Here is a 26,616-nt window from a genome sequence, read left to right as displayed (position 1 = left end):
GGTATATTGTATTATTTGTGGTGTTGTAAACTGTTGTTTTGCTCAACAATTCTTATTTTCTGAGTTGACCAACGACCGAATTTCCGACTGAACCAGTACCACCTAATATTTTATGTTTCGTTATTTTTCTTTCAGAGAGAAGCGATAATGAGCTATCAGGCAGTCTGTCTTGTCTAGTAAGTACTAGAGATGCATTTTCTTTTGCTGCAAGTACAGAGCCAGTTAATGCATCAGCAAATGTAGCCCCTGTTGCAATATATACGCTTGATGGGTTTAGGTTTAGGTCCCGTATAACATTTGCGGCAACTTCATAACGGTCCTTGCCAGAAATACGTTGAGGAGAAGGAAGTTGGATATAGACATCATTTCCAACACTTGCATTCCCTCCTACAACAATCGTATTTTGAATTTGTTTTTCTTTGAGAGCTTGTATTGTTTCGTCTGGTAAGTTATTTCCATTTGCTAATAGAATGGGGTACCCATTTTTTGCTGCGTATGGTGCAATTGCCAATGCGTCAGGAAAGTTCCTGCCATCTGCAACAATGGCTGTGTCTGTGTTACTTACTCTTTGTGCGATACGATAGCTAACCTCATATCTGTTTTTCCCACCTATCCTCTCAATGTTGGAATACCCTTCATTCGTTAGCTCTTTTGCTACACTTTCATCAACGCTTCCAGTCCCACCTACAATAATGATCTTTTTCGGTTTTAATCGATTTAACTCTGCTTTTGTTTCAACAGATAGTCGATCTTGATGTGTTAACAGAATGGGAGCATCTTCTTGATAGGCTAAAGGAGAAGCAGCAAGTGCATCGGCATATGCAGTATAATTTGTAAGGATAACCGTATCAGCCTTTTCGGGCCAACCTTGGTTTGAAATATTGACGGCTACCTCAAAACGATTTTTCCCTGATATACGGTTTACAACATTAATGTATTCACCTGCAACATATCCTTCTGTACCATCTTGAAGCTGTACTTTATACCAATCATTTCCCTCTCCAGTAATAGTTTTTTCAAGAACCTTTAGAGGCTTACTTTTTTCTAAGGTGCTAACTATGCCCGCGCTAATTGAGGGTGATTCCCGCAAATTAACTGTAGTCAATGTGCTTGATGGAAATTCATCTAGATTTTGTTGTGGAATTCCTACTTGCGGAATCCAATCTTTGAATTCTGTCCACAGAGCAGAGTTTTCTTGTCCGAGACTCCAGCTACCGGTTCCTTTGATGTTATATTGATCGACAAGGTCTACCTTTGCTTTAATTGATTGTGCATTTTCATACCAAATCGTGTAAGTACCGGGATCCAAAGCTTTTCCATTGATAATAGTTGGTGGTTCACCTTTTTTTATTATGACTGTAGCTTTAGGAGATTTACTTTTCTCATCAAATGTAACTTTGCCATTATATTTCTTTATTATTTCTTCAACTTGACTATTTGAGATTCCATACCCACCTACTGCTTGTCCTTCAATCCAATATCGCCCGTAGTGGGGTAATCCTAACACAATTTTACTCGAAGGAACACCTTGTGCAAGAGCATACTTAATTGAACGTTCTGCAAAAGAGATACTAGCAACAGGACCCGGCTCACTTCCTTGCCAGCTTTCGTCATATGCCATGATCATTAAGTAATCGGAATATTGGGCGAGTTTCTGATAATCGTAGGAACCGTGCCAGCCTTTTGTCCAACCATTTGGATTCGCAGCAACAGCTACAGATACGGATTTATCTGACGGAAGCTTTTCCCGAAGTAGCCGAACGAAGTCCGTATAGTTCTCGCGGTCAATTTCTGATACATTTTCAATATCGACATTCACTCCATCGAGATTATAGTCCTTAACAGCCTTTGCAATTTGAGAAGAAAGTTGTTCACGATTCGCCAGTGCTGCCCTCCCTTGGTTTCGATCCCAGTGATTGCTTACGAATGGAACTACTTTTACACCTCGCTTATGCATTTCTGTTATAAATGCTTTGTCCATTTTAGAAGTGATTTTTAAAGAACCGTCATTGTTTAAATCAAAATAACTTGGGGCTGTTTCGTTAATAACTCCATGTGTTCGGTCAACCTGAGTAATAAATGAGTCCGTTGAGCCAAAATATAAATAACCCATATTAAATTCAGTTGCAGCGCTTGCCTTGGGTGTATCGATTAAGAGGGTAGCAATCAATAATGAACCTGCCATTACTTTTACCGACTTTACAGCAACATTGGGAAATTTATTCTTTACATACTTATTTACAAGTTGTTGAAGACTTTCTTTTTTATGATCCGTTATTTCACCTAATTCCGAAGCGAACTCAGTAGAATGAGGATTTACATAAAGAATCAGCTCGACAGAATCTTCATTTTGAATTATTTTGTAGGAGTGAAAGAAATCCATAGGCCACACTTCCTTTTAGAATCTATATTCGTAGTATTTCATTAATAAAGTATTTAATGTGTGGATTAGTGTTCTCAGCATTATTATGCAATTTTTATTCAGAGGATAGATTCTTTTTATATATTGTACAAACTAATTTTAAACATAGTAATATCCAGATTATAGGCATAGATTTATAAACTGTAATTTGCTAAGATAATCAAGATGTTGTATTGTTTTACTTGACAAGAATGTTTAAGAATAATAAATGTTACTAAATGATGATAAATAATTTAGCAAAAATGGTGAGGTGAACAACGAGAGTGTATAATCAATTTTTTAAAAGGTTTTTGGATATTATTCTCTCAATGACTGCATTGTTATTGTTAATTCCGCTATTTCTACTAATCTCCCTATTAATAAAACTAGATTCTAAAGGACCTGTCTTCTTTAAGCAGGCACGTGTAGGGAAAGATAGAAAGGAATTTTATATATTGAAGTTTAGATCGATGAAGGTGGATGCACCACAGAATATGCCAACATCACTGCTTACTAATCCTGAACAACACATAACTAAATTAGGGAAGTTCTTGCGTAAATCAAGTCTTGATGAACTCCCACAATTAGTGAATATTATTAAGGGTGATATGAGTATTGTAGGTCCGAGACCTGTCATAAGAGATGAAAAGGCATTGATTATAAAACGTGAACATTATGGAGTTTATAAAGTGAAACCAGGATTAACTGGACTAGCACAAGTGAATGGTCGAGATATAATTTCTATAAAAGAAAAAGTTGCTTTCGATAGCGAATATGTTACAAATCTTTCGTTTTTATTAGATGTAAAAATACTAATAAAAACGATTATGAATGTGATTCAATCTAATGGGGTACATGAGGGAACTCAAATAGATTCAGAAAATAGTATTGAGCCTAAACAAAGGGTTTACCGACAATCATAAAGGGAATTATATCAGGTATGCAATATAAAATAATTTTTACTGAAAAAGGGTAACGAATGAACTGTGTAGAGTTTTTCTATACAGTTTTTTTATTTGCAAAAAATAATCTTTTCAGTCAATATTCGATAATATTCTATTTATCTATTTACCTAGCTGACAATTTTTGATAAGTTTTTTAATAGAGTAAGTATGAGAAAAATAAAGAGTCTTAGATTACTTTAGACCTTTTTTTCTCTAACTATTTATGAGGGGGACAAGTTTTTGCGTAAAATTATATCTTTAATCGTAGTAACGTTCTTGCTTTTAATAGGCGTAGAATCAGTATCTGCAGATACAACAATTACCCGTCTCGATGGAAAAGATCGATTCGAGGTAGCTGTAAATGTTTCAAAAGAGGGCTGGACAACATCCAATACTGTTGTCTTATCGTTTTATAATGCTTATGCTGATGCTCTTTCAGCAGCACCTCTAGCATATAAAAATAATGCGCCTATCCTATTAACTCATCAGGATAATCTAACTGAGGTTACAAAGAAAGAAATTAAACGATTAAAAGCAAAGAAGGTTATTGTAGTTGGGGGTACTGGAAGTGTCTCTAACAAGGTAGTCAATCAATTAAAGGCTAATGGTGTAACTAGTATTGTTCGGTTTGATGGTCATGACCGTTTTGAGGTCGCTAAAAATATTGCAAAAGAATTTAAAGGTAGTTCAAAGGCAATTATTGCAGATGGTCTGAATTTTTCTGATGCGTTAGCAATTGCTCCTTATGCCGCAAAAAACGGTTATCCAATTCTTCTAACGCGTACAGCTGCACTTCCGAAAGAGACAGTAGACGCACTTGCTAGTTTTAGTAATACTCTCGTTATCGGGGGCGAAGGTAGTGTTTCTAAAGCAGTTTTCAATAAATTGAAAAATCCAACAAGAATTGGTGGACAAAATCGATATGATGTCGCGTCGAATATCGTAAGACAATTAGGCTATAATACCGATAAAGCATTTGTAGCAACTGGAACTACGTTTGCAGATGCCTTAACTGGTTCTGTTTTGGCTGCGAAAAACAATGCACCGATGTTATTATCAAGTCCAACATATATCCCTGAATCTATTCAATCTGTGATTTTTGAGAAACAAATGTTTAACTTAACTGTATTAGGAGGAACTGGTTCAGTTCCACAAGATATTGTGGAAAAGCTTGTTAGCTATCGTTTAGCAACAGTTGCTTCTAACGGTACACTAACTATTAATCCAAAGAACTACTCTAGCTTTGATCAGGTGCCACTATCGAATTCCAATCAAGTAGTCGTTTTTGGAAACAAAATTGTTAACATGACGAGCGGATTAGTTAAAGCTGCCCCATCATATGGCAATACAACTGTAAACTTGTATTATGGTTCACAAATGTATGATTGGCAAAGAAGCACGTATGTAGCGCCAGGAGCTGAATTAAAGTTCATAGAAGCTGATGCCAAAAAGGTTAAAGTTCAGTATGCAGATAAAATTGGATGGGTTAAGCAGTCAGAAGTTAAAATGTACCCTCCTGTTGTAATGAATGCTAATAGATCACACTATGAATCTATTAACGGAGAATTGAATCATGTTGTAAACAATGTCAAAACGGTTATTGGGAAGGCTCCTTCGTTTATGGCGGGTGGACAACGCTACTATAGTTGGGATGGATTTACTTTCTTTAATTCAAGTAACAAGCAAGTAGGAACACAAAAACAATATTTCCAATTTGCTTCAATTACTTCAAAAACACAATATACAAAAGAACAATTTCTGTCTTTTGTAAAATCTAGTCAGGAACGTGCAACCTGGGAGAAAAAAGAAGGTAGGAAAAGTCCTTTATTAGATGAAAAGGTTATTGATGCAATGTTTAAAGCACAAGAGGATTACGGGATTAATGCATTATTCATCTTAGGTGCAGCCATTCATGAAAGTGCATGGGGGGTAAGTGATATTGCAACTGAAAAGAATAACCTGTTTGGTATTGAAGCAACCGACATAGATCCCGGAACGAATGCTAAAAAATTTGCTAGCTTTGAAGATAGTATCAAAGCATTCGCATTGGATTATATGAAAAATGGATATACGAATCCTAATAGCTGGAAGTATAGTGGCCCTTATCCTGGAAATAAGGGTAGTGGAATCAATGTCTGGTATGCATCTGACCCAAATTGGGGTTCTAGAGTAGCAGGTCATATGTATAAAATTGATAAAGCGCTTGGAAGTAAAGAAATAAAATAATGATAAATTCGATTGGAAAAGTGTAGGCGTAAGTCTACACTTTTTTTATGTGAACAAGATTTAATAGATTACTTTTTTGAAAATAAATCGCGGAATTTGATGAAAAAGAAGGAATGTTTTGGTATATTGTCGATAGACGTTTTATATTGGAGGTATCGAAAGTTGAAAAAATATTTAATATTACTAGTTCTTCCGTTTCTTTTACTTTTGTTTGCAAATAGTACCCTAGCTAGTGGTACGGCCGAACGAATAGACGGGAAAGATAGATTTCGAGTTGCAGTAAATCTATCTCAAAAGGGATGGCCAGCGCAGTCTGACACTGTTATTCTTGCATTCTATAATGCTTATGCCGATGCTCTTACGTCTGGACCGTTAGCCTATCACTATAATGCTCCAGTTCTACTAACCCACAACAATAAATTAACAGATGTTACAAAAAAAGAGATTGCTAGACTTAAACCGAATCGGGTTGTTGTAGTAGGTGGACCAGGAAGTATAGCTGATTCTGTGTTGAATGAGCTACGCAAAATGGGAATTAAAGAGGTTACACGTATTAACGGAAAAGACCGTTTTGAAGTATCCGCAAATGTTGCAAAGCAGTTGCCAGGGAATAAAAAGGCTGTTATTGCTGATGGATTAAACTTTCCAGACGCACTTGCAATATCCCCTTATGCATCTCAAAACAAAATTCCAATTTTACTAACGAGACCCAAGGCTATGCCCCAAGTAACAAAACAAGCACTAAGTTCTCGTAGTGTTTCAAGTACAATAGTTGTTGGTGGAGAGGCGAGTGTAAGTAAGACTGTATATAGTCAACTGCCAAATCCGATGAGGATTTCAGGGAAAGACCGGTATGAAGTAGCCGCAAATATCATTAGACAGTTAAAATTACCAACTGGAAAAGCTTACTTAGCAACAGGCGCAACTTTCGCTGATGCACTTACAGGTTCTGTACTAGCTGCAAAAGAAAATGCTCCGATTTTATTAACTAGGAGCGACAAAATACCAGATCCAACAAAAAAAATAATAAATGAACGTAAAATTTCTAGTTATGTTGTACTCGGCGGACTTGGTTCTGTTCCTCAAAAAATAGTTGCACAATTATCTGGTAAACTGGCGGGATTAACAATTGTTGTAGATGCTGGACATGGTGGAACAGATCCAGGTGCAATTGGAAATGGTCTTAAGGAAAGCGATATTGTGTTAGATATTAGCAAACGACTTCAACCTAAACTTGAAGCTGCAGGTGTAAATGTTGTTATGACCCGTGCTACTAACAAATACGTTACTTTAGATGATAGAGTAAAAGCTGCGAATGATATCGGAGCAAATGCATTTATTAGTATCCATAATAATGCTTTTTCAAATGGCTCGGCAAACGGTACAGAGACATACTGGAATGACACATATGCCGGTAAGGAAAGTAAAGAATTAGCTACGGAAATACAAAAAGAGCTAGTAAAACAGCTAGGTACTACTGACCGTGGTGTGAAAGAAGGTAATTTTAAGGTAATTAGAGAAACGACTATGGTTAGTGTTCTTGTAGAAGTAGCCTTCATCACAAATCAGAACGATGCTAAAAAACTAGCAAGCGCAGCGTATCGAGAAAAAGCAACCAATGCAATTTATCAAGGTATTCTCAACTATTACGGAAAAAAATAAGATAATAAAACAAACAGATCATTAAAGGTTCTGTTTGTTTTATTATCGAAATAAATTAAGTGATGGGTTAAGTATTAAAAAATGATTTAACTAAAATTCTTTAACGAATATGTAACGAAATTGTAAAAAAGTCGTCTTATTAAATGTAAGTCAAAAATGTAATGAATTAACACTTCTAACCTTGATATATTAAGGAAATAATAGAAGCATGACAATGATAGTATTACGATTGAACAACAAAAACTTAAATTGAAATATTTTAGGAATATGATACACTAATTTAAGAATTTGAAAATGATTTTAAAGGAGATCTTCCAATGGACATTCGTTTAATAATAGCGTTTCTCGCATCTTTTATAACTGTCCTAATAGTGACTCCGTTTGTTATAAAACTTGCCATAAAGATAGGAGCAACTGATAAGCCAAATCATCGAAAGGTTCATCAGAAAGTGATGCCTCGTCTCGGAGGATTAGCTATTTTTATCGGCGTTTTTGTTGGATTTTTTGCAAGCGGTCTTTATAAGGAAAAAATGACCGGAATTATATTGGGAGCTCTTATAATTATTATTATTGGAATTCTCGATGATAAATACCAATTGTCTGCAAAAGTAAAATTTATTGGGCAAATTGGTGTTGCAGGTATTATTGTAAGTACGGGATTAACAATTGATTTTATAAGTATACCCTTTGTTGAAAAAATTAATTTAGGCATATGGGCTATACCAGTAACTATATTTTGGATAGTAGCGATCACTAATGCGATTAATTTAATTGACGGTTTGGATGGACTAGCAGCGGGTATATCTTCAATTGGTATTGCAACTATTGCAATTATGGCAGGTATTGCTGGTAAGGGTATGATTCTGCCGTTGGCTTTAATCTTATTAGGAAGTACAATCGGATTCCTGTTTTATAATTTTCATCCTGCCAAGATATTTATGGGGGACACTGGCGCACTTTTCCTTGGATATTCAATTTCCATACTTTCGTTATTGGGTTTATATAAAAGCGTAACTTTATTTAGTTTTGTTGTTCCGATTCTTATTTTAGGTGTTCCTATTTTCGATACAACCTTTGCGATTATACGTCGTATAGTCAATAAGAAGCCAATTGCAGCCCCAGACAAGTCTCATTTACACCATCGTATCTTAGCCTTGGGCTTCTCACATCGTAATACAGTATTGATTATTTATGCGATGGGAATTTTATTTAGTATATGTGCAATTGTTTTTGAATCGGCAACATTATGGGGTTCGTTGTTAATTGTGGCTGGTCTGCTAATTTTCTTCCAGATTATTGCAGAAATAATCGGTCTTGTTAATGAGGGGTATAAGCCATTTCTAAAGATGTATCGTCGAGTTTTCGAAAAGCATTAAACCGTTTGTGACATTATCACCAACGGTTTTTTTAATTAAGGAGCAGGAGTTAGAATAATGAAAAAACTAATTTTGTTAACTCATCAGTATCCATTTAATCAAAGTGAAGCATTTTTGGAGACGGAAATTCCGTTTCTTAGTCAGGCCTTTGATGAGATACACATATTTCCGATAAATATATCTAAAGGTTCAGCAAGACAGACAAGAAAAATACCATCAAACGCTTCGATTCATTTTTTGAATGATTTTGACCATAAAGGTACCCTTAAAAGGGGTAAGAGGATCATTAGTACCCTTTTTGACACTCAAAGTATGAAGTGGTTGTCTCGAGAATTACCTTTCGTTAAAAAGCATGGAATAAAGGGATTTATTAACGCTGTAAATTGGTTAAGTATTGCAAAGGTCGTTAAAGATTCCATAAAAAAAGAACTCCAATTAGAATCAGGGGAAACAATAATCTATTCGTATTGGCAAAATCCTGGAGCATTAGGTGCAGTTATGCTAAAAGAGAATATCCGTATTCCTGTTGTTTCAAGAGCACATGGTGGAGACTTGTATATGGAACGTTATAGTCCTGCTTATATTCCTTTTCAATTCAATGTCATTCATAAGCTGAATCAATTATTTTTAATTTCGCAAAATGGTTATGATTATTTATACGAAAGGGACCAAACGATCGGATCAGTGTTGGAAATAAGTAGGCTGGGTACATTAAACAAAAATATAAAAGCTGCATTTTCTGATGACAACATTTTCAGAATCGTTACCTGTTCGTATATGGTGCCTGTCAAAAGGCTTCATTTACTCCTTGAAGCACTTAAGTTAGTTGACTTTCAGGTTGAATGGAGACATATTGGTGGTGGCCCACTTGAAGAAGAGTTAAAAGAAAAGGCAAACATGCTTCCTCCAAATTGTAAGGTTAGGTTTTTGGGGAATCTTTCAAATACAGAAGTCTTAGAGAACTATCAAAAAGAAGCGGTGGATTTATTTGTTAATGTTAGTGAGAGTGAAGGGATTCCTGTCTCGATTATGGAAGCATTTAGCTGTGGTATTCCAGTCATGGCAACTGATGTAGGAGGAACCTCGGAACTCGTAGATTCTAGCAGCGGGAAGTTAATTGAAAAAGATATAACTCCCGAAAGTTTAGCGAATTATATTACAGAATACAGAAGTTTACCAAGTACCGAAAAACAGAAAAAAAGCACTTCTGCATTTACTATATGGAACACTAGATTTAATGCGGTACTTAACTATCAAGATTTCTCAACAAGATTAGAAAACATATTGGAGAATGCAAATGAAAGCCAACAACAAAAAGTTTATCTCAGATAGCATCATTACGTTGACTAGGCAGATCATGAATATTGGAATTGGAATACTTTTGCTGGTGGTGTTAACTCGTTTCCTAGGGCCGGTTGATCAAGGTAAATATTCTCTTGTAACACTATTGCCTATGATGCTCATGATGTTTATTAGTATTGGGATTAATACATCTACGATTTATTTTGTTAGTAAAAACAAATTTCTTTTGGAGACCGTCCTTAAAACAAACATATTAGTCGGAATTCTATTAAGTTTGATTGCAGTTGTAGTAGGACTCGTAGTTATTTTTTTCTTCTCTGAGGCTTTATTTGAAGGAGTTGAAAACTCGTTACTATACATGGTCTTATTTTCCATTCCATTTATCTTTTTAAAGGAATTTCTCCAAACGATATTTCACGGCTTACAGGATTTTAAGAGCTATAATACATTGATGATTATCAATCAGTTTGCCATATTAGGGTTTATCTCATTATTTATCATTGTTCTTGATTATGGGCTAATAGGCGCTATTATAGGCTTTGTATTAGGGAATATTACAACTGTCTTTGTTATCTTATATTTGTTACTTAAGAAAAAACAATTAAGTTTATCATCAGGTGAGTTTTCAAGACCCTATTTAAAGGAATCGGTCGATTATGGATTTAAGGCATATGTAAGTAATCTTGCCACTTTTTTAAATTACCGATTGGATGTATTTATTGTTGGATATTTCCTTTCTCCTGCTGCAGTCGGGATTTACACGGTTGCGGTGAATGTAGGAGAGCGGATCACAATGGTATCGACAGCAATTTCAAGTGTTTTGTTTCCTAAAATAGCCTCTGAGGATACAGAAGAGGCACGAAATAGACTGACTTCAATTGTGAGCAGGAATGTACTTCTGATTTCGATTTTAGCTTCCATAGCACTATTAATCGTATCTGATTTCGTAATTGGTCTATTCTTTGGTAGTGAATATATACAAAGTTCCGATGTATTAAAAGTTATTATGATTGGAATCATTTTTCTATCAGTCGAAAAGATACTTTCAAATGATATAGCGGGTCGTGGTAAGCCAGAAATTAATATGTATACATCGATCTTTAATGTAATTATGAATGTTGTATTAAATATCCTTCTCATTCCACAATTTGGGATTATGGGATCTGCTTATGCAACAACGATAACCTATTTTATAAGCTTTATTATTAAACTAATTATATTTAAAAAAATCAGTAGTCAATCGTATGGTAAATTGTTACTGATTCAAAAAGAAGATATTGTATTATACAAAGCTTTGCTTAAAGTGATTCAGAAAAAAATACGTGTTAACGTAGCAAGGAAGGGATCCTCGTGAATATATTACTAACTGGTGGTGCCGGTTTTATTGGAACATATACAAAAGAACTGCTGAAAAAAGAAGGCCATAATGTTGTTATCTTTGATAACTTTATTACTGGTAGTCGTGAAAATATCCAATTTGATGACTGTTTGGTTGAAGGGGACATAAGAGAAATCAATCAAATAAGCAATCAATATTTGAAAAATATTGATACGATTATTCATTTAGCAGCCCAGACGAGTGTACCTGATTCAGTCAAAGATCCGGTTTATGACATGCATATTAATATTGAAGGCACTTTAAATATTCTCAGATTTGCAAAATCAAATAATGTTAAGCGAATCATTTTTGCGTCCACCGCGGCCGTTTACGGAGATAATGAAAGCCTTCCAATTAAGGAAGATGAGAAATTAGCACCAACTTCTCCATATGGAATTTCAAAAATGGCAAGTGAATATTATATCGAGACGTTTTGCGAGCAAAATAATATAGACCATATCATTTTAAGGTATGCGAATGTATATGGGCCAAAACAATCTGAAAAAGGTGAAGGTGGGGTAGTTAAAATATTTATTGAAAATATTTTGTCTGGACTACCTTTAACCATATACGGAGACGGTTCTCAAACGAGAGATTTTATTTATGTTGAAGATATCGCTAGAGCTCATTTGCATGCACTTAATGCTAAAAGTGGAACATATAATATCAGCTCTAATACTGAATTATCAGTTAATGAGTTATATAAAACAATAACGAAATTGATGCAAATGGAAATTAGCCCCCATTATAAGGAAGAACGCGAGGGTGATATTTATCGAAGTTCACTAGATAATTCTCAATATAAAGAATTAACAAAATGGGAGCCTGCTTTTTCAATTGAAGAAGGATTAGCATTAACTTTGAAAGTAATGGAATAATAATAATATAAAAATTAATAAAACTGTAATGAAGATGTAAAACAACTTTCAGTGAAAATAATTGTAATTTTAGTAAAAACCTTTAAAATATATGTTGGCCCCCATTCTTTATCGAATAGGGTCAAAATTTATCAATTTACTACGAATTTTGTAGTATAGAATAAGGAATAGATAAATTATCTGTATCAAGATAATTGATTTCTTAATAAAAAAGTGAGGTCCTTTAAATGTCAGTACAGCTTAATGAAAATGGTCGTGAGCTTTTAAACAAAATAGAAAATCGCCAAGCTACAATTGGTGTAGTTGGCTTGGGTTATGTTGGTCTCCCTCTTGCGGTAGAAAAAGCAAGAGCAGGTTATCGTGTAATTGGGTTTGATGTTCAACAAAAAAGAGTTGATATGGTTAATCAAGGTATTAATTATATTGGTGATGTTGTTGATGAAGAACTAAAAGAATTTACTGCAGATGGTAAACTAGTTGCAACTACAGATTATTCTAAAATTCAAGAGGTAGACGCAGTAGCTATTTGTGTTCCAACACCACTTGACACATATCAACAGCCGGATACTTCATATGTTGAAAGTTCTGGTAAGGAAATTGCAAAATATATGCATAAAGAAATGTTAATCGTACTTGAAAGTACAACCTACCCTGGTACTACTGAAGAGGTATTAAAGCCAATATTCGAGGGAACAGGTTTGGTTTGTGGAGAAGACTTTTTCTTAGCATATTCACCTGAACGAGTTGATCCAGGGAATAAATTTTATAATACGAAAAACACGCCTAAAGTAGTAGGTGGGATTACACCTGCATGTACTCAAATAGCTGCGGCTATGTATTCAAATGTTTTAGAAGGGGATGTACATCAGGTTTCAAGTCCAGCAGTTGCTGAGATGGAGAAAATACTTGAAAACACTTTTAGACATATTAACATTGCATTAGCAAATGAGATGGCAATTTTATGTAATAAGATGGGCATTGATGTATGGGAAGTAATTGATGCTGCTGCAACAAAACCATATGGTTTCATGCCGTTCTATCCAGGACCAGGACTTGGGGGACACTGTATTCCAATCGATCCATTCTATCTAACATGGAAAGCAAGAGAGTATAACTATCATACAAGACTTATTGAACTAGCTGGAGAAATTAATAACAGCATGCCTGACTTCGTTATTGATCGTTGTATGCAAATACTTAATAAAGAGAAAAAGGCTCTCAACGGTTCAAAGGTACTTGTTTTAGGTGTAGCTTATAAGAAAGATATTGATGATGTAAGGGAATCTCCAGCATTATTAATCCTTGATGAACTTGAAAAAGCTGGCGCTGACTTTAAAGTAGTTGATCCACATGTTCCTTCGTTTAGATTAAATGGAAGAACAATTGAACCGTTACAGTTGAATGAAGAATTGCTAGAAGAAGCTGATTTAGTTATTATTACAACTAACCACACGGCTTTTGATTATGAATTAATTGCTGAAAAATCTAAGGTGATTTTTGATACTAGAAATGCTCTTAAAGAGTTTTCAACTGATCACGCAAAATATTACCGTTTGTAAAAGTGTAAGCCAGACCTATTTTGGTCTGGTTTATGCACGTTATGATATATGAGGTGGATTTTTATATGAAGGTTTGTCATTTTACGTCAGCTCATCCGGCGAAGGATATTCGTATATTTATCAAAGAGAGCCAATCATTAGCGAAAGCTGGACATGACGTATCGTTAGTTGTTGCTAACGCTGAAACAGAAACAGATAAGGGTGTACATATTATTGGGGTAAAGTCCAATATTAAAGGTAAATTATCAAGAATGTTAAAAACAACTGTGAGTGTGTATAAGACAGCGTTAAAACAAGATGCGGATGTCTACCATTTCCACGATCCAGAACTACTTCCTTTTGGATTATTATTAAAATTCAAAGGAAAAAAAGTAATATATGACGTTCATGAAGATGTTCCACGTCAAATTCTTTCAAAGGCTTGGATACCAAAGGCTTTAAGGGGGATTATTTCATGGACATTTGAAAAATTCGAGAACTTTGCTGCAAAACGATTTTCTGCCATTGTTGGTGCAACACCATATATAACAGAGCGTTTTGTTAATCTTGGCTGTAACGCTGTTAATGTAAATAATTATCCCGTTCTTAGTGAACTTTATATAGCTGAAACGGATTGGTCACAGAAAACTAAGGCTGTTTGCTATATTGGTGGAATAAATGAAATACGAGGCGCTAAAGAAATGGTTGAAGCCATTGGTAAAACCAATGCGAAGCTGTTTGTTGGTGGGAAGTTTTCTCCTCCTTCTTTAAAAGATAACCTAATGACTACTGAGGGTTGGAAAAATGTAATTGACTTAGGCTTTGTAAGTAGAGAAAAAGTTGCAGAAACACTCTCTAATTCTTATTCAGGACTTGTTTTATTCCATCCTAAGCCAAACCATATTAATGCGCAGCCAAATAAAATGTTTGAATACATGTCGGCGGGGATTCCAGTAATCTCGTCTAATTTCGATTTATGGAAACAAATAATAGAAGGAAATAATTGCGGAATCTGTGTGAATCCATTAGATCCGAATGCTATTGCAGAAGCAATTTCATGGATTGTGGAGCATCCAGAAGAAGCAAAGCAAATGGGTGTCAATGGTAGACAAGCCATAGAACAACAATATAATTGGGAGCAAGAAAGTATAAAGTTAGTTCGTTTATATGAATCAATCTAAAAATTGAACAATAGAGGTGGTGTAATCTCTTTTGAAGATATGGATTCTAAACCATGTTGCGCTAAAACCTAATGAAAGTGGTATTACAAGGCATTATGATATTTCAAAGGTTTTAGAGCAACAGGGGCATGATATCACCATTTTTGCTAGTAGTTTTTTAGCCTATATGTTTAAATGGCGAGATCCTAACCGGAAAAATTACCAAGAAAACGTGAATGGTGTTTTATTCGAATGGCTGTGGACGTTTCCGTATAGAGGAAATGGAGTCAGGAGAGTTATAAATATGATTAGTTACTTTTTTATGTCCATTTTCCGTGGTTTAAAAAAGAAGGAGAAACCTGATGCTATTGTAGGTTCTTCTGTCCATTTATTCGCTTGTTTAGCAGGATATTATTTAAGTAAATGGAAAAAGGCGACATATATCGTTGAAATACGAGATTTATGGCCGAGAACTTTAATTGATTTCGGCTCGATGTCAGAGAGGCATCCGGCAGCAATAATGTTTGGAGCAATTGAGAAATTTGTATATAAACGGGCTGATCGAATTATTGTTACGTTGCCTGGCGCTGTAGATTACATAAGTAGCTTTGGAATTGATAAAAGTAAAATTTATTACATTCCCAACGGAATCAATCTAGAACGTGAACAGGAGTTAAGCGAGAAACCATCTCATTCTGACGAGATAAATAAAATCAAGGAGAAGCACGGAAAGGTAGCTATGTATGTTGGTGCACACGGTATGGCAAATTCTCTCGAAACAATTGTAGAGAGTGCCGCTTATATACCGAGTGAACAGGTTGCATATGTTTTTGTAGGAGAAGGACCTGAGAAACCTAAATTAAAAGCAATGGCTAAAGAATTTGATCATGTTTACTTTTTCGATAGCATTCCGAAACACGAGGTTCTATCCACTCTTTCAATGGCTGATGTTTTAGTGGTCTCTATGTTAAATACTCCTTTGTATAAATACGGAATCAGTTTAAATAAACTAAATGATTATTTATTGGTTGGAAAGCCCGTACTATTTGCTGGCAATGTATTAAATAATATTATTGACAACGCAAATGCCGGTATTACTGTAGAACCAGAAAATGCGGAGGCAATGGCCAATGGAATAAATGAATTGCTCAATTTATCAACAGAAGATAAAGAGCGTATTAAAGAAAGTAGCTATAAATATCTTGTTGAAAATCATGATATAAAAAAATTAGCTAACAAGTTTCTAGACATATGTCAATTAAACACTAACACTGTGGAGAAAAGAGGAATTGAATCATGAAAGTACCTATGCTAGATTTAACTGAACAGTATCAAGGTTTAAAAGGACAAATTAGTGAAGCACTTGATAATGTTATGTCAAAAGCGCATTTTATCCTTGGAGACAATGTGAAAAGTTTAGAACAAAATGTTGCTAAATATAGTAATGTCGGCTACGGCGTTGGTGTAGCGAATGGTAGTGATGCATTACATATTTCGCTTTTAGGCTGTGGTATTGAAGAAGGAGATGAAGTAATTGCTCCGGCATTTACTTTCTTTGCAACGGCAGGAGCAATAGCACGTATTGGCGCAAAACCTGTTTTTGTTGATATTAATCCAAAGACCTTTAACATCGACCCTTCTAAAATTGAAGCAGCAATTACGGAAAAAACAAAAGCCATTATACCGGTTCATCTTTATGGTCAAATGGTAGATATGGATCCAGTTGTAGAGATTGCTAAAAAGCATAACCTTGCTATCATTGAAGATGCTGCACAAGCAATCGGTGCTCAATATAAAGGAAGATCAGTTGGTGAGTTAGGAACTACAGCTTGCTATAGCTTTTTTCCAACTAAAAACTTGGGAGCTTATGGCGATGCAGGGATGATTGTAACGGACGATGCAGAAATTGCTGAGCGCATGCGCGTTATTCGTGTACATGGAAGTAAGCCAAAGTATTATCACCATGTTTTAGGCTATAATAGCCGTTTGGATGAGCTCCAAGCAGCAATTTTAAATGTTAAGTTTCCGCATCTTGATGAATGGAATAATCTTCGTCGAGAAAAGGCAAACAACTATACCCAATTATTAAATGAAAAGTTAGGTGATAAGGTAATAACCCCTTATCAGGATGAAAATTGTCATCATATTTTCCATCAATATACCATTCGTGTTGAGCGAAGAGATGAGCTACAGGCATACCTGAAGGAACAGGGAGTAGAAACGATGATTTATTATCCAAAACCACTTCACCTTCAGCCAGTATTCTCAAATCTTGGTTATAACGAAGGAGATTTACCTGAAACTGAAAAGGCATGTCAGGAGGCTTTATCATTACCGATGTTCCCTGAATTAAAGATTGAACAGCAAGAATATGTTGTGAGCAAAATCGCTAGCTTTTATAAAGGGGAGTAGGAAATGAAAAAAATTGTTACAGTTGTAGGCGCTCGTCCACAATTTATTAAGGTGGCTCCTGTTTCTCGAGTGTTGCGACAATCTTTTAAAGAGGTACTGGTTCATACTGGCCAACACTATGACCATAAAATGGCAGGTGTTTTCTTTGAGCAATTAAATATTCCGAAGCCTGACTATAATTTAGGAGTTGGTTCGGCAAATCACGGTGCACAAACCGGTGAGATGATTATAAAAATTGAGGAAGTGCTTATAAAGGAAGCACCTGATGCTGTTCTAGTTTATGGTGATACAAACTCAACTCTAGCAGCTGCTATCGCTGCTAGTAAGCTTCATATCCCAATCTTCCATATTGAAGCAGGGTTAAGGAGCTTTAACAGAATTATGCCAGAAGAAATAAATCGTGTACTAACTGATCATGTTTCTTCGTTATTATTTGCACCGACGGAAGTTGCTGTTAAGAATCTAGCAACAGAGGGAATATCTAGTGGCGTTCATAATGTCGGAGATGTCATGTACGATGCAGTTATTTATAACGCGAAAATAGCTCAAGAAATTCATAAAATTGAGGATTTCGGTATTAATGAAGAGTTCATCTTAGCCACTATCCACCGTGCTGAAAACACTGATGATCCAGACAGACTTAAAGCGATCTTTATGTCTTTAAATAAATTAAGTAAGAAGGTTATTTTGCCGTTACATCCAAGAACGGAAAAGAAGCTAAAAGAACAGGGGTTATTTGATCTCGTTGAACATTCAACTACAATTAAGATCATCGAGCCTGCACCTTACTTGGAGATGCTTTTCCTTGAATCCAATGCAAGTGCGATTGTAACTGATTCAGGAGGAGTTCAAAAAGAAGCTTACTTTGCTAAAGTACCTTGTTTTACATTGCGAGATCAAACTGAATGGGTTGAGACAGTCAACGTAGGTTGGAATACATTAGTAAATCCAATTAACGATGATTTGAGAGAACTAGTTGATTCATATGAGGAAAAGCCATATGTTGAGGGCTTGTATGGTGATGGAAAAGCTTCTGAAAAAATAGTTGAGTATATTAAAAATTTTCTTTGATTGAAGGTGACCTTATGTCATTAGAAAAAGGACACAATGTCCTTATAAAGGATAATGTAGAAATTGGGCAGAATGTTCGGATTGGTAACAATGTGATTATCTATGAAGGTGTAAAAATTGGAGATAATGTTGTCATACAGGACAATGTTGTGATTGGTAAAATGCCAGCTAGAGCAAAGAATTCAATCCTGCCAGAGGTTGGAGAACTTCCTCCTACAATTATAGGGTCAGGCTGTACGATTGGAACATCTTCCATTATTTATGCGAATGCAACGATAGGAAATGACGTATTTGTAGCAGACCTAGCCACAATTCGTGAGAGAGTTACAATTGGTGATCGGACTATCGTTGGCCGCGGTGTAGCTGTTGAAAATGATTGTACAATTGGAGTGAAATGTAAGCTAGAAACTAATTGTTATATTACTGCCTATTCAACACTTGAAGATTATGTGTTTATCGCACCGTGCGTTGTTACAACAAATGATAATTATATGGCCAGATCCGCAGAACGATTAGGTAAGTTCAAAGGTATAACTGTTAAAAAAGGCGGTCGTATTGGAGCTAACGTAACTGTACTTCCAGGAAAGGTCATTCATGAAGACGGTGCTGTTGGTGCAGGGAGTTTAGTGACGAAGGATGTAGAGCAAGAAGCGTTGGTTATTGGTGCACCAGCTAAGAAATTGCGCAATGTCCCAGAAAGTCAGCTATTAAAAAATCAATAAAAAAGGAAAAAGTCACAAATGCAATCATTTTGTGACTTTTTCTTTAGATATTTATTATGAATTGTGATATCTCCTTGATATTTTGTCCATAACTTGAAATAATATAAAAGTATTTTGTTATACTTTTTGGAAACAGGGGGCAAAGATGAAACAAACACACAAGCGAAAAAATTTGATAGCACAAATCATCCTTTCTGTTATTGTCTCACTTGTGTTAGGTTGGTATGTTGTTAACATCCATTCCATCTCAAGTTATAAAATAAATGTTATATTAGTACTGATTGTCGCTGCAGGGATGGTGGGCTTATACATTTTTAAAAAATATATCATAAATAAAAGTCCACTCTTCATCGTTTTAATGTATTTGTTAATCATGAGCAGTTTTGTGGGAGCTATTGTTTCAATCGATTTAGGACCTTTTAGTTTATTTCCATATCGGGTCTTATTCTTATTTATAGCTGGGATAAGTATTATAAAAATATATCTAAGCAAGTTCTCACTAACAAATGATACATTTGTAAAAGGGACTTTGACTTTTCTTTTATTTTGGGTTGTGTATGCTTTCATTTCTTTAATGTGGGTTAAAGATTTGACAAGTGGTATTAAGGATATTGTATTTCTTCTATTTGGTATTGGGCTTATTTTTATAGTAGTCGCCTATTTGGTTCGAGAAAAACATTACATAAGCTTTTATTATATATGGTTATTAATGGCTGTTTTCCTTTTACTTATCGGTTTAATCAATCACTTTTTACAGATTCATTTACCAGTTTCTCGGATATACACTGCATCAGCGTATCAAAAAACAATTCCGACAGCTGTTTTTACAAATGAAAATGATTATGCTAGCTTTGTAACAATTAGTGTTTTTCTTTGTGTAGCTTTTATGAATCATTATAGGAAAGTAATATCGATTTTAGCGGGGCTTGCTTTTATTGGAATAAGCTTTTACATCATAATGGTTACCTCATCACGCGCAAATTTACTTGCTGTAATGATCAGTTTTATAATTTGGTATTTGGTAATTGCAGATAAGAAAACAAAAATTGGGTTACTAAGATTATTTGTAATAGCAGGACCGGTAATCATCTTGATATTCTTTAATCGAGTGCTTTCTATCTTACAGAAGGTAATACATGAAATCACAAGTTTAAATATAGGACAGGCCTCTGCTGAGGGTGGATCCGTGGAAATCAGGGTTAATCTTTTAAAAAATGTTTTTGTCTTTCTACAAGAGACATTTGGATTTGGTGTTGGAGCTGGGAACGCCGAATATTATATGCAACATTTCCAGGTCTTTAATACATACGGGGATTTTAATATACACAATTGGTGGGCAGAAATATTAGTTAACTATGGTTTACTCATTTTCACTATTTATGTTTTAATCTACTTATGTTTAATTTATAAGCTGTATCACATTTATAAAAATGCATTAACCACGAATATCAAGATGATTAGTGAAGGATTGTTAATGGGATTGATTACTTTTGCATTAGCAAGTATAAGTCCAAGCTCCATGATGGCGTTACCTTATAATTGGTTACTATTTGCATTTGTAATTGGTTTTATTAATTTCTATCAAAATTATAGTCATACAAAACTGGAGGAAAACAATGTTGGTTTTAAAAAATGACTTTGTGAAAAACGTTTTTAAAAGAATGAAACGATTGGCGATATTACTTATCTTATTGCCGATTTTAACAGCGATTATTGCTTACTTTCTTCAGACGAACACATCTGTAATATATACAGGAACTACTGAAGTGATGCTCGGTAATTTCCAAAAAGAGGGTCTGACTCATCAGGAACTAATGCGTGATCAAATTCCTAATCGTGCATTTTTAACTTATTTGGACGAACAACACAACTTAAATTTAGATATTGATTATGTATTATCAAATTTAACAGTAAGTTCTAAGCCAGGTAAAGTTCTCGAGTTTTCAATGGTAGGATCAGATAAACTTAAGGTAATTAATCAACTTGAATTACTTACTCAAGGCTTTTTAAAAGAAAGTAATAGGGTCCAAGCTGATGAAATAACACTCATTGAAGGTAAAATTGCAGAGATAGAAGAAATAAACGCATCTACTGAAGAACTTATTTCAAAAGAGAGATTTTTGTATGATTTAAATGACAAGCTTAAATCAATACAAATGTCTACAGTTTTAAATAAAGACGTCCAAGTGATATCTGCAGATAGCAATAATCCAACACAAAGGGCTGTATTAGGTTTTCTAATTGGAGTTATGATCAATATAGTCATTTTAATCTTCCCTGAGCTTTTTAAGGAAGAAAAATAATAAAAAGAACCTCCTTCTGGAGGTTCTTTTTATTGATTTGTTTCGTTATAAGTTGTTTCATCATTCGTTTCAGAAGGTAAAAGCTCCAAGTGCTGTTTCAATTCTGTTTGGATTTCCTCTACATTTTGATCATCAGGGTCAAAATAATAAACAGAGTTGATATCCAAATCGTAGCCTTGGATTGAAAGTTGTTCAATACGAGAAGAATTAAAATTAGAAAACTTTTGCCTAAACGCAATTGCTTCTCTTATTTTGATGTTTGTTTCTACATTCTTTCCAATTTCTTTTGCGATATCATCAATTTTCGTAATTGTTTTTGGTGATGATAATTTATCAATTACACTAGTAACAATTTGTTTTTGACGGTCATTTCTACCAAAGTCTCCACGAGGGTCTTTCTTTCTCATTCGAGCATATACTAATGCTTCTTCCCCGTCTAATTCCATTTCTCCTTCAGTAAAATAGAATCTTTCCCACTTTGCGTTGATATCATTAAAATTGAATGGAACATCAACGTTAACTCCACCCAATAAATCAACGATATTGATAAAGCCATCAAAGTTAACCGTAACAAAATAATCTATTGGTATATCTAGAAAGCCCTCAACTGTTTCAATGGTTAACTCTTTCCCACCTTCAGCATATGAGTGATTTATTTTATCTTTGTATCCAAGGTCCCCGATTTCAACCCTTGTATCACGAGGAATACTTAGCAATTTCATAGTCTGGTCTGATGGGTTAAACGTTGCAACCATAATAGTATCCGACCTACCCCTATCATAATCATCCGTATAATTTTCAATACCAAGAAGTAGAATTGAAACCGGGTCATTTGATATGTGAACTGGTTCTTCTCTAAGCTCTGATTTTCCATCAGTACGATTTTCGATTTCTGAATAGGATTCCTTGGCCGCATTATATGTTTGATAGAGAATATATCCAGCAGCTGAACCTATGATTACTAAAAGCAATAGGAATACTGCAAGGATTCTACGTCTTCTTACTTTACGTTTTCGTTTCTTAATGGCTTCTCTGTTCTTTTTTTCATATTTATTCATACCACTTCTCCTCAATTTATCTGAGTCACACTACATATCTGTCTCTAAATACTCCACATTCCCCGAAGAAATAACTCCTTGTCCATTTGTTAGCTCTGTCATCCATTCAGTGAATTGGGGTGTCTGGTTCTCTTCTACATAGGTTTCGATTTCTACTGCGTCAATATACTTGATTTCTTTAATTTGGTAAATGGACGAGCGAAGTTCGTTTTCGACTTTGCCCAGCCAAGTGTAATCGATTTTCGTATGCATAATTCTCATTAGCTTGCGCTCTACGATTCCAGTTGCTTGGAGGCCTTCTGAGGTTGCTTTTCCATATGCGCGGATAAGTCCCCCTGCTCCTAATTTTATTCCTCCAAAATACCTAGTTATGACAACAACTGTATCTTTTAAATGTTTTTTCTTAAGGACTTCTAAGATTGGCACACCAGCAGTTCCACTTGGTTCGCCATCATCGTTTGCTTTTTGAATTTGATCGTTTTCTCCAATGAGATAAGCGGAACAATTATGGGTTGCATCCCAGTTTTGTTTTTTTACTTTTTGGATGAATTCTTGAGCCTCTAGTTCGGTTGTAGCGCGGTCAATATATGCAATAAAGCGTGATTTTTGAATATTTATTTCATGCTCGCCATACCCTTTTACTGTATAATAGGAATGAAGCATTATGAAATACCTCCTATCCTGGGCTTTGTTGCGAAAAATAGGCTTGGTAAAAGTAGTGCGACGTAATTCGACACTAATCTAGTTTTTCTGTAATTTTTTGCCCATTCTTCTATTATAAAACGACATAATTTTTACATCAATGGTTTGTTTTTGGCATAGGCTGAATGTAATACAAATGTAACTGTTATGAAACGCTGTAAAAAACAAATCCGTATATAATTTAGATGGAGGTGGAGAGATGGCCACCAAGGGGCTTGATAGTAAAGTTCTGGATTCAATATTGGAAAAAATGGTTCATACCGTTGATCATAGTAAAGAAGAGATTTTTCGGATTGGTGAGCAATCACGCCAAGAATTTATCAGTTTAACGGACGAGTTAAAAGAAATTAAAGAACGTGTTGGGACGATTATTGATGAAGTGGATAAGCTAGAAATCCATACTCGTTTTGCAAGGAAACGGCTCTCAGAGGTTAGTAGCCATTTTAATAAGTATTCAGAAGAGGAAATACGCAATGCATATGAAAAGGCTCATGACCTGCAGATGCAATTGACTGTTGTAAGGCAAGAAGAAAAGCAGCTGCGCGAGCGTCGTGATGAGCTTGAAAGACGTCTAGTAGGCCTAAATGAAACAATTGAGCGTGCGGATCATCTTGTCGGTCAAATTTCCGTTGTTCTCAATTATTTAAATAGTGATTTTAAAATGGTTGGCGAGATTTTAGAGGATGCCAAGCAAAAGCAGGCATTCGGACTTAAGATCATTGAAGCGCAGGAAGAAGAACGTCGTAAGCTTTCTCGTGAGATTCATGATGGACCAGCCCAGATGCTAGCGAATGTGATGTTGCGTTCCCAAATTATCGATAAGGTCTACCGCGAAAGCCCTGAGCAAGGCGTGAAGGAAATTCATGATTTGCGTAAAATGGTTCGGTCGGCGCTGTATGAGGTTCGTCGAATTATTTATGACTTACGTCCGATGGCATTGGATGATCTTGGATTAGTACCTACCCTCAAAAAGTACCTATCCACGATCGAAGAATATAATGGAGACACTACGATTTCTTTTACATTTATTGGTTCAGAGCAGAGAATTCCGTCAAAGTTTGAGGTAGCTCTATTCCGTATGGTTCAGGAAGCTGTCCAAAATGAACTAAAACATGCGGAGGCTCGTGAAATCGCAGTTAAGCTTGAGATAAGTAGAAATCATGTAACGGTTATCGTAAAAGACAATGGAAAAGGCTTTGATATTCGCGAAAAGAAAAAAGACTCGTTCGGCTTAATTGGGATGAGAGAACGAGTAGATTTACTAGATGGAAATCTTACCATTGATTCAAGTGTTGGTGCTGGTACAATTGTAATGATCCAAGTACCGATTGAAGTTTGATTTTCCCTTTTCAATCCGTGAGAAAATTTCGGTAATTCATGATACGTTACAAGAAATGGTCCAACTACTATTAGCTGCTTATTTATATAGGAAAAACAAGAATAATCTTACTAATATTGTCTGTTAATACTGCTTTAGGAGTATTGACCGAAATTGCCTCGATTGTAAAATGAAAGGGGGAGGCGTTATTTATGAAAACAAGCATAGTTATTATTGATGATCACCAATTATTTCGCGAAGGTGTAAAACGAATACTAGATTTTGAACCAACCTTTCAAGTCGTAGCAGAGGGTGACGATGGGGAACAGGCACTAGCACTCATTGAGCAGCATAAGCCTGATGTTGTCATCATGGATATCAATATGCCGAACTTGAATGGGATTGAAGCGACGAAACAATTGATTGACACTTACCCTGATACGAAGGTCATTATTTTATCCATCCACGATGATGAAAGCTATGTGACGCATGCCCTTAAAACTGGAGCAACTGGTTATTTATTAAAAGAAATGGATGCGGATTCTCTAGTCGAAGCGGTTAAAGTTGTCGCAGAGGGTGGATCTTACTTGCATCCAAGAGTAACGCATAACCTAGTAAAAGAATTCCGTCGACTTGCAGTTGCAAGTGGTCAATCCGTTTCAGCGCATTCTCATGCAGCAGTAGAGGTTCGCCGTCCATTGCATCTATTAACGAGAAGAGAATGTGAGGTTCTCCAGTTATTAACGGATGGACGTAGCAACCGCGGTATTGGTGACGACCTATATATCAGTGAAAAAACGGTTAAAAACCACGTAAGTAATATTCTACAAAAAATGAACGTAAATGACCGTACTCAAGCCGTTGTAGTTGCAATTAAAAATGGCTGGGTTGAGGTTAAATAATAGAATACGAATAAAGTAGAAGGCTGAGCTCTTGTGATGGAGCTTGGCTTTTTGTTTTTTATGGGAATGGTGTGATGTTTATAGTAAAATTTAGCTATAAGTAAATAGGAAGTGATAATGTGAAGAAGAATAGTGTATTTCATTTTATAGGAGAGTTCTCAAGTCAATTAGAAGAAGCAGCATTAAGGGTAGAAGCTCTATTATGGGAACAACCACAGGTGGCTTTAACTCAAGCACGCTTATTCGGAGAATTAATTGTTACGATGATTCTAGAGCAAGAGAATATGAACGAAGGATTTGCACTCACACAGGTACAAAAGATTAGAAAGTTATATAGTCATGATATTATTTCTGACGACGTATATAAAAAGCTAGAATTTATCAGAAAGAATGGCAATATTGCGGTTCATCAAGTGGTTGAGATAGACCAAGAAGTAGCAAAAGAAGCACATCGGACCATTTTTGACTTAGGAGTATGGTACGCGGAAGTCTATGTAAGCCATACATTTAGTGCCCCTGTATATGAATTACCAACTGTAGAAAAACAAGATTTAGACGTGATGAAACAATGGATGGACGATTACATTAAAGAAACACAGCAACAGTTAAGGGAAATAGAAGAACAACTAAAGGAATTGAAAGAAGAAAAGAAACAGCAACCAGTTGTTGAAAAGAGACCACATGTTTCTCCGGAAAAGACAAAAGAGCGACATGTTCCCTTGGACAGATTTCAACAAACATTTGAAAAAGTCCACTTTAACTTTACGAACCTTTCAAAAAAAGCGGCTGAATTCCAATTTGATGATTTCAAAACAGGGTTTGTTTATTTATTGGATAATATTAATCCAACAATAACTGTACATCCTTGGTTAGTTGAAAAAGCCAACTTGTTTGAAGAAGTGCAGACGAAACCACTTAAAAATACGGCTTTAAGACGCTTCCCGAAAAAAGAGGAAGACGGCCAACTTAAATCAAATTATGGATATCCATTTACGTTCCAAACAAATGGCGAACTAGAGTTTTTGTTGAAGAGAATAATAGAAGTGCTAGAATCTGAAAAGGTAATATAAAATAGTTGGAAGGCTTTCCTCATGTGATGAGGTTAGCCTTTTTTGTGTGCCAGGCATGTTCATTAACTTGGCGGTGAGAGTCCGCTATGGGCGTTGGGATATGCGAACCATTAGCCAAAGGCAAGGGTGTCCGTGGCGACGCGGAATCTGAAGGAAGCCCAAGGCAAATCCTCGGTCTGAGGTACACGAATCA

21 protein-coding genes are annotated in these 26,616 nt (G+C 35.5%); 18 read left to right on the top strand and 3 right to left on the bottom strand.

What is annotated here, in order from left to right; translation table 11 throughout:
- Positions 1–52 precede the first annotated feature (52 nt).
- On the bottom strand, positions 53–2,383 hold the full coding sequence (locus ACR65M_RS16485; RefSeq protein ID WP_440273839.1) for a cell wall-binding repeat-containing protein: 2,331 nt from the start codon (positions 2,381–2,383) through the stop codon (positions 53–55).
- Positions 2,384–2,685: 302 nt separating this feature from the next.
- Here ACR65M_RS16485 and ACR65M_RS16480 point away from each other — a divergent pair, with 302 nt between their 5' ends.
- The 15 genes from ACR65M_RS16480 to ACR65M_RS16410 all read left to right on the top strand — a co-directional run bounded on the left by ACR65M_RS16480 (position 2,686) and on the right by ACR65M_RS16410 (position 21,373).
- Positions 2,686–3,324, top strand: a complete 639-nt coding sequence (locus ACR65M_RS16480; RefSeq protein ID WP_440273838.1) for a sugar transferase — start codon at positions 2,686–2,688, stop codon at positions 3,322–3,324.
- Between the two features lie 261 nt (positions 3,325–3,585).
- The gene (locus tag ACR65M_RS16475; RefSeq protein ID WP_440273837.1) at positions 3,586–5,571 is read left to right on the top strand and encodes a cell wall-binding repeat-containing protein; all 1,986 of its coding nucleotides are present in this window, start codon (positions 3,586–3,588) and stop codon (positions 5,569–5,571) included.
- Positions 5,572–5,733: 162 nt separating this feature from the next.
- A complete protein-coding gene (locus tag ACR65M_RS16470) occupies positions 5,734–7,233 on the top strand; it encodes an N-acetylmuramoyl-L-alanine amidase (protein ID WP_440273836.1) in 1,500 nt (499 codons plus the stop codon).
- A 317-nt stretch (positions 7,234–7,550) separates the two neighbouring features.
- Entirely contained in the window at positions 7,551–8,609 is a 1,059-nt protein-coding gene (locus ACR65M_RS16465) for a glycosyltransferase family 4 protein (RefSeq protein WP_440273835.1), read from the top strand.
- Positions 8,610–8,666: 57 nt separating this feature from the next.
- Positions 8,667–9,941 carry a glycosyltransferase gene (locus ACR65M_RS16460; RefSeq protein WP_440273834.1) on the top strand — a complete coding sequence of 425 codons (1,275 nt, stop codon included), beginning with the start codon at positions 8,667–8,669 and terminating at the stop codon, positions 9,939–9,941.
- Positions 9,907–11,265, top strand: coding sequence for a flippase (locus tag ACR65M_RS16455; RefSeq protein WP_440273833.1), 1,359 nt, complete (start codon positions 9,907–9,909; stop codon positions 11,263–11,265). Before ACR65M_RS16460 ends, ACR65M_RS16455 begins: the two co-directional genes overlap by 35 nt.
- Positions 11,262–12,167: an NAD-dependent epimerase/dehydratase family protein gene (locus tag ACR65M_RS16450; protein ID WP_440273832.1), complete on the top strand. Its 906-nt coding sequence runs from the start codon at positions 11,262–11,264 to the stop codon at positions 12,165–12,167. Before ACR65M_RS16455 ends, ACR65M_RS16450 begins: the two co-directional genes overlap by 4 nt.
- A gap of 227 nt (positions 12,168–12,394) precedes the next feature.
- On the top strand, positions 12,395–13,726 hold the full coding sequence (locus ACR65M_RS16445) for a nucleotide sugar dehydrogenase (RefSeq protein WP_440273831.1): 1,332 nt from the start codon (positions 12,395–12,397) through the stop codon (positions 13,724–13,726).
- Between the two features lie 65 nt (positions 13,727–13,791).
- Positions 13,792–14,886, top strand: coding sequence for a glycosyltransferase family 4 protein (locus ACR65M_RS16440; RefSeq protein ID WP_440273830.1), 1,095 nt, complete (start codon positions 13,792–13,794; stop codon positions 14,884–14,886).
- Between the two features lie 31 nt (positions 14,887–14,917).
- The gene (locus tag ACR65M_RS16435; protein ID WP_440273829.1) at positions 14,918–16,165 is read left to right on the top strand and encodes a glycosyltransferase family 4 protein; all 1,248 of its coding nucleotides are present in this window, start codon (positions 14,918–14,920) and stop codon (positions 16,163–16,165) included.
- Entirely contained in the window at positions 16,162–17,277 is a 1,116-nt protein-coding gene (locus ACR65M_RS16430) for a DegT/DnrJ/EryC1/StrS family aminotransferase (protein WP_440273828.1), read from the top strand. The genes ACR65M_RS16435 and ACR65M_RS16430 overlap by 4 nt, the downstream gene beginning before the upstream one ends.
- Positions 17,278–17,280: 3 nt before the next feature.
- The gene (gene wecB, locus ACR65M_RS16425) at positions 17,281–18,348 is read left to right on the top strand and encodes a non-hydrolyzing UDP-N-acetylglucosamine 2-epimerase (RefSeq protein ID WP_440273827.1); all 1,068 of its coding nucleotides are present in this window, start codon (positions 17,281–17,283) and stop codon (positions 18,346–18,348) included.
- A gap of 14 nt (positions 18,349–18,362) precedes the next feature.
- Positions 18,363–19,070, top strand: a complete 708-nt coding sequence (locus ACR65M_RS16420; protein ID WP_440273826.1) for a DapH/DapD/GlmU-related protein — start codon at positions 18,363–18,365, stop codon at positions 19,068–19,070.
- A gap of 145 nt (positions 19,071–19,215) precedes the next feature.
- Positions 19,216–20,706, top strand: a complete 1,491-nt coding sequence (locus ACR65M_RS16415; protein ID WP_440273825.1) for an O-antigen ligase family protein — start codon at positions 19,216–19,218, stop codon at positions 20,704–20,706.
- Positions 20,687–21,373, top strand: coding sequence for a hypothetical protein (locus tag ACR65M_RS16410; protein ID WP_440273824.1), 687 nt, complete (start codon positions 20,687–20,689; stop codon positions 21,371–21,373). The genes ACR65M_RS16415 and ACR65M_RS16410 overlap by 20 nt, the downstream gene beginning before the upstream one ends.
- A 29-nt stretch (positions 21,374–21,402) precedes the next feature.
- Here ACR65M_RS16410 and ACR65M_RS16405 read toward each other — a convergent pair whose 3' ends face one another.
- Both ACR65M_RS16405 and ACR65M_RS16400 read right to left on the bottom strand, forming a co-directional pair.
- The gene (locus ACR65M_RS16405; protein ID WP_440273823.1) at positions 21,403–22,431 is read right to left on the bottom strand and encodes an LCP family protein; all 1,029 of its coding nucleotides are present in this window, start codon (positions 22,429–22,431) and stop codon (positions 21,403–21,405) included.
- A 30-nt stretch (positions 22,432–22,461) separates the two neighbouring features.
- A complete protein-coding gene (locus tag ACR65M_RS16400) occupies positions 22,462–23,094 on the bottom strand; it encodes a YigZ family protein (RefSeq protein ID WP_440273822.1) in 633 nt (210 codons plus the stop codon).
- A 238-nt stretch (positions 23,095–23,332) separates the two neighbouring features.
- On the opposite strand from ACR65M_RS16400, the gene ACR65M_RS16395 reads away from it, so the two are divergent.
- From ACR65M_RS16395 to ACR65M_RS16385, 3 genes are all read left to right on the top strand, one after another.
- Positions 23,333–24,472 carry a sensor histidine kinase gene (locus ACR65M_RS16395; RefSeq protein ID WP_440273821.1) on the top strand — a complete coding sequence of 380 codons (1,140 nt, stop codon included), beginning with the start codon at positions 23,333–23,335 and terminating at the stop codon, positions 24,470–24,472.
- Between the two features lie 191 nt (positions 24,473–24,663).
- Complete coding sequence (locus ACR65M_RS16390; protein WP_341332980.1) at positions 24,664–25,353, top strand: response regulator; 690 nt, start codon at positions 24,664–24,666, stop codon at positions 25,351–25,353.
- Between the two features lie 119 nt (positions 25,354–25,472).
- Entirely contained in the window at positions 25,473–26,423 is a 951-nt protein-coding gene (locus ACR65M_RS16385) for a DUF4145 domain-containing protein (RefSeq protein WP_440273820.1), read from the top strand.
- The last annotated feature ends 193 nt before the right edge of the window (positions 26,424–26,616 follow it).

Source organism: Ferdinandcohnia sp. SAFN-114, assembly GCF_059415045.1.
The sequence above is the reverse complement of the archived record's forward strand: the minus strand, read 5'-3'. Positions and strand labels throughout refer to the sequence as shown.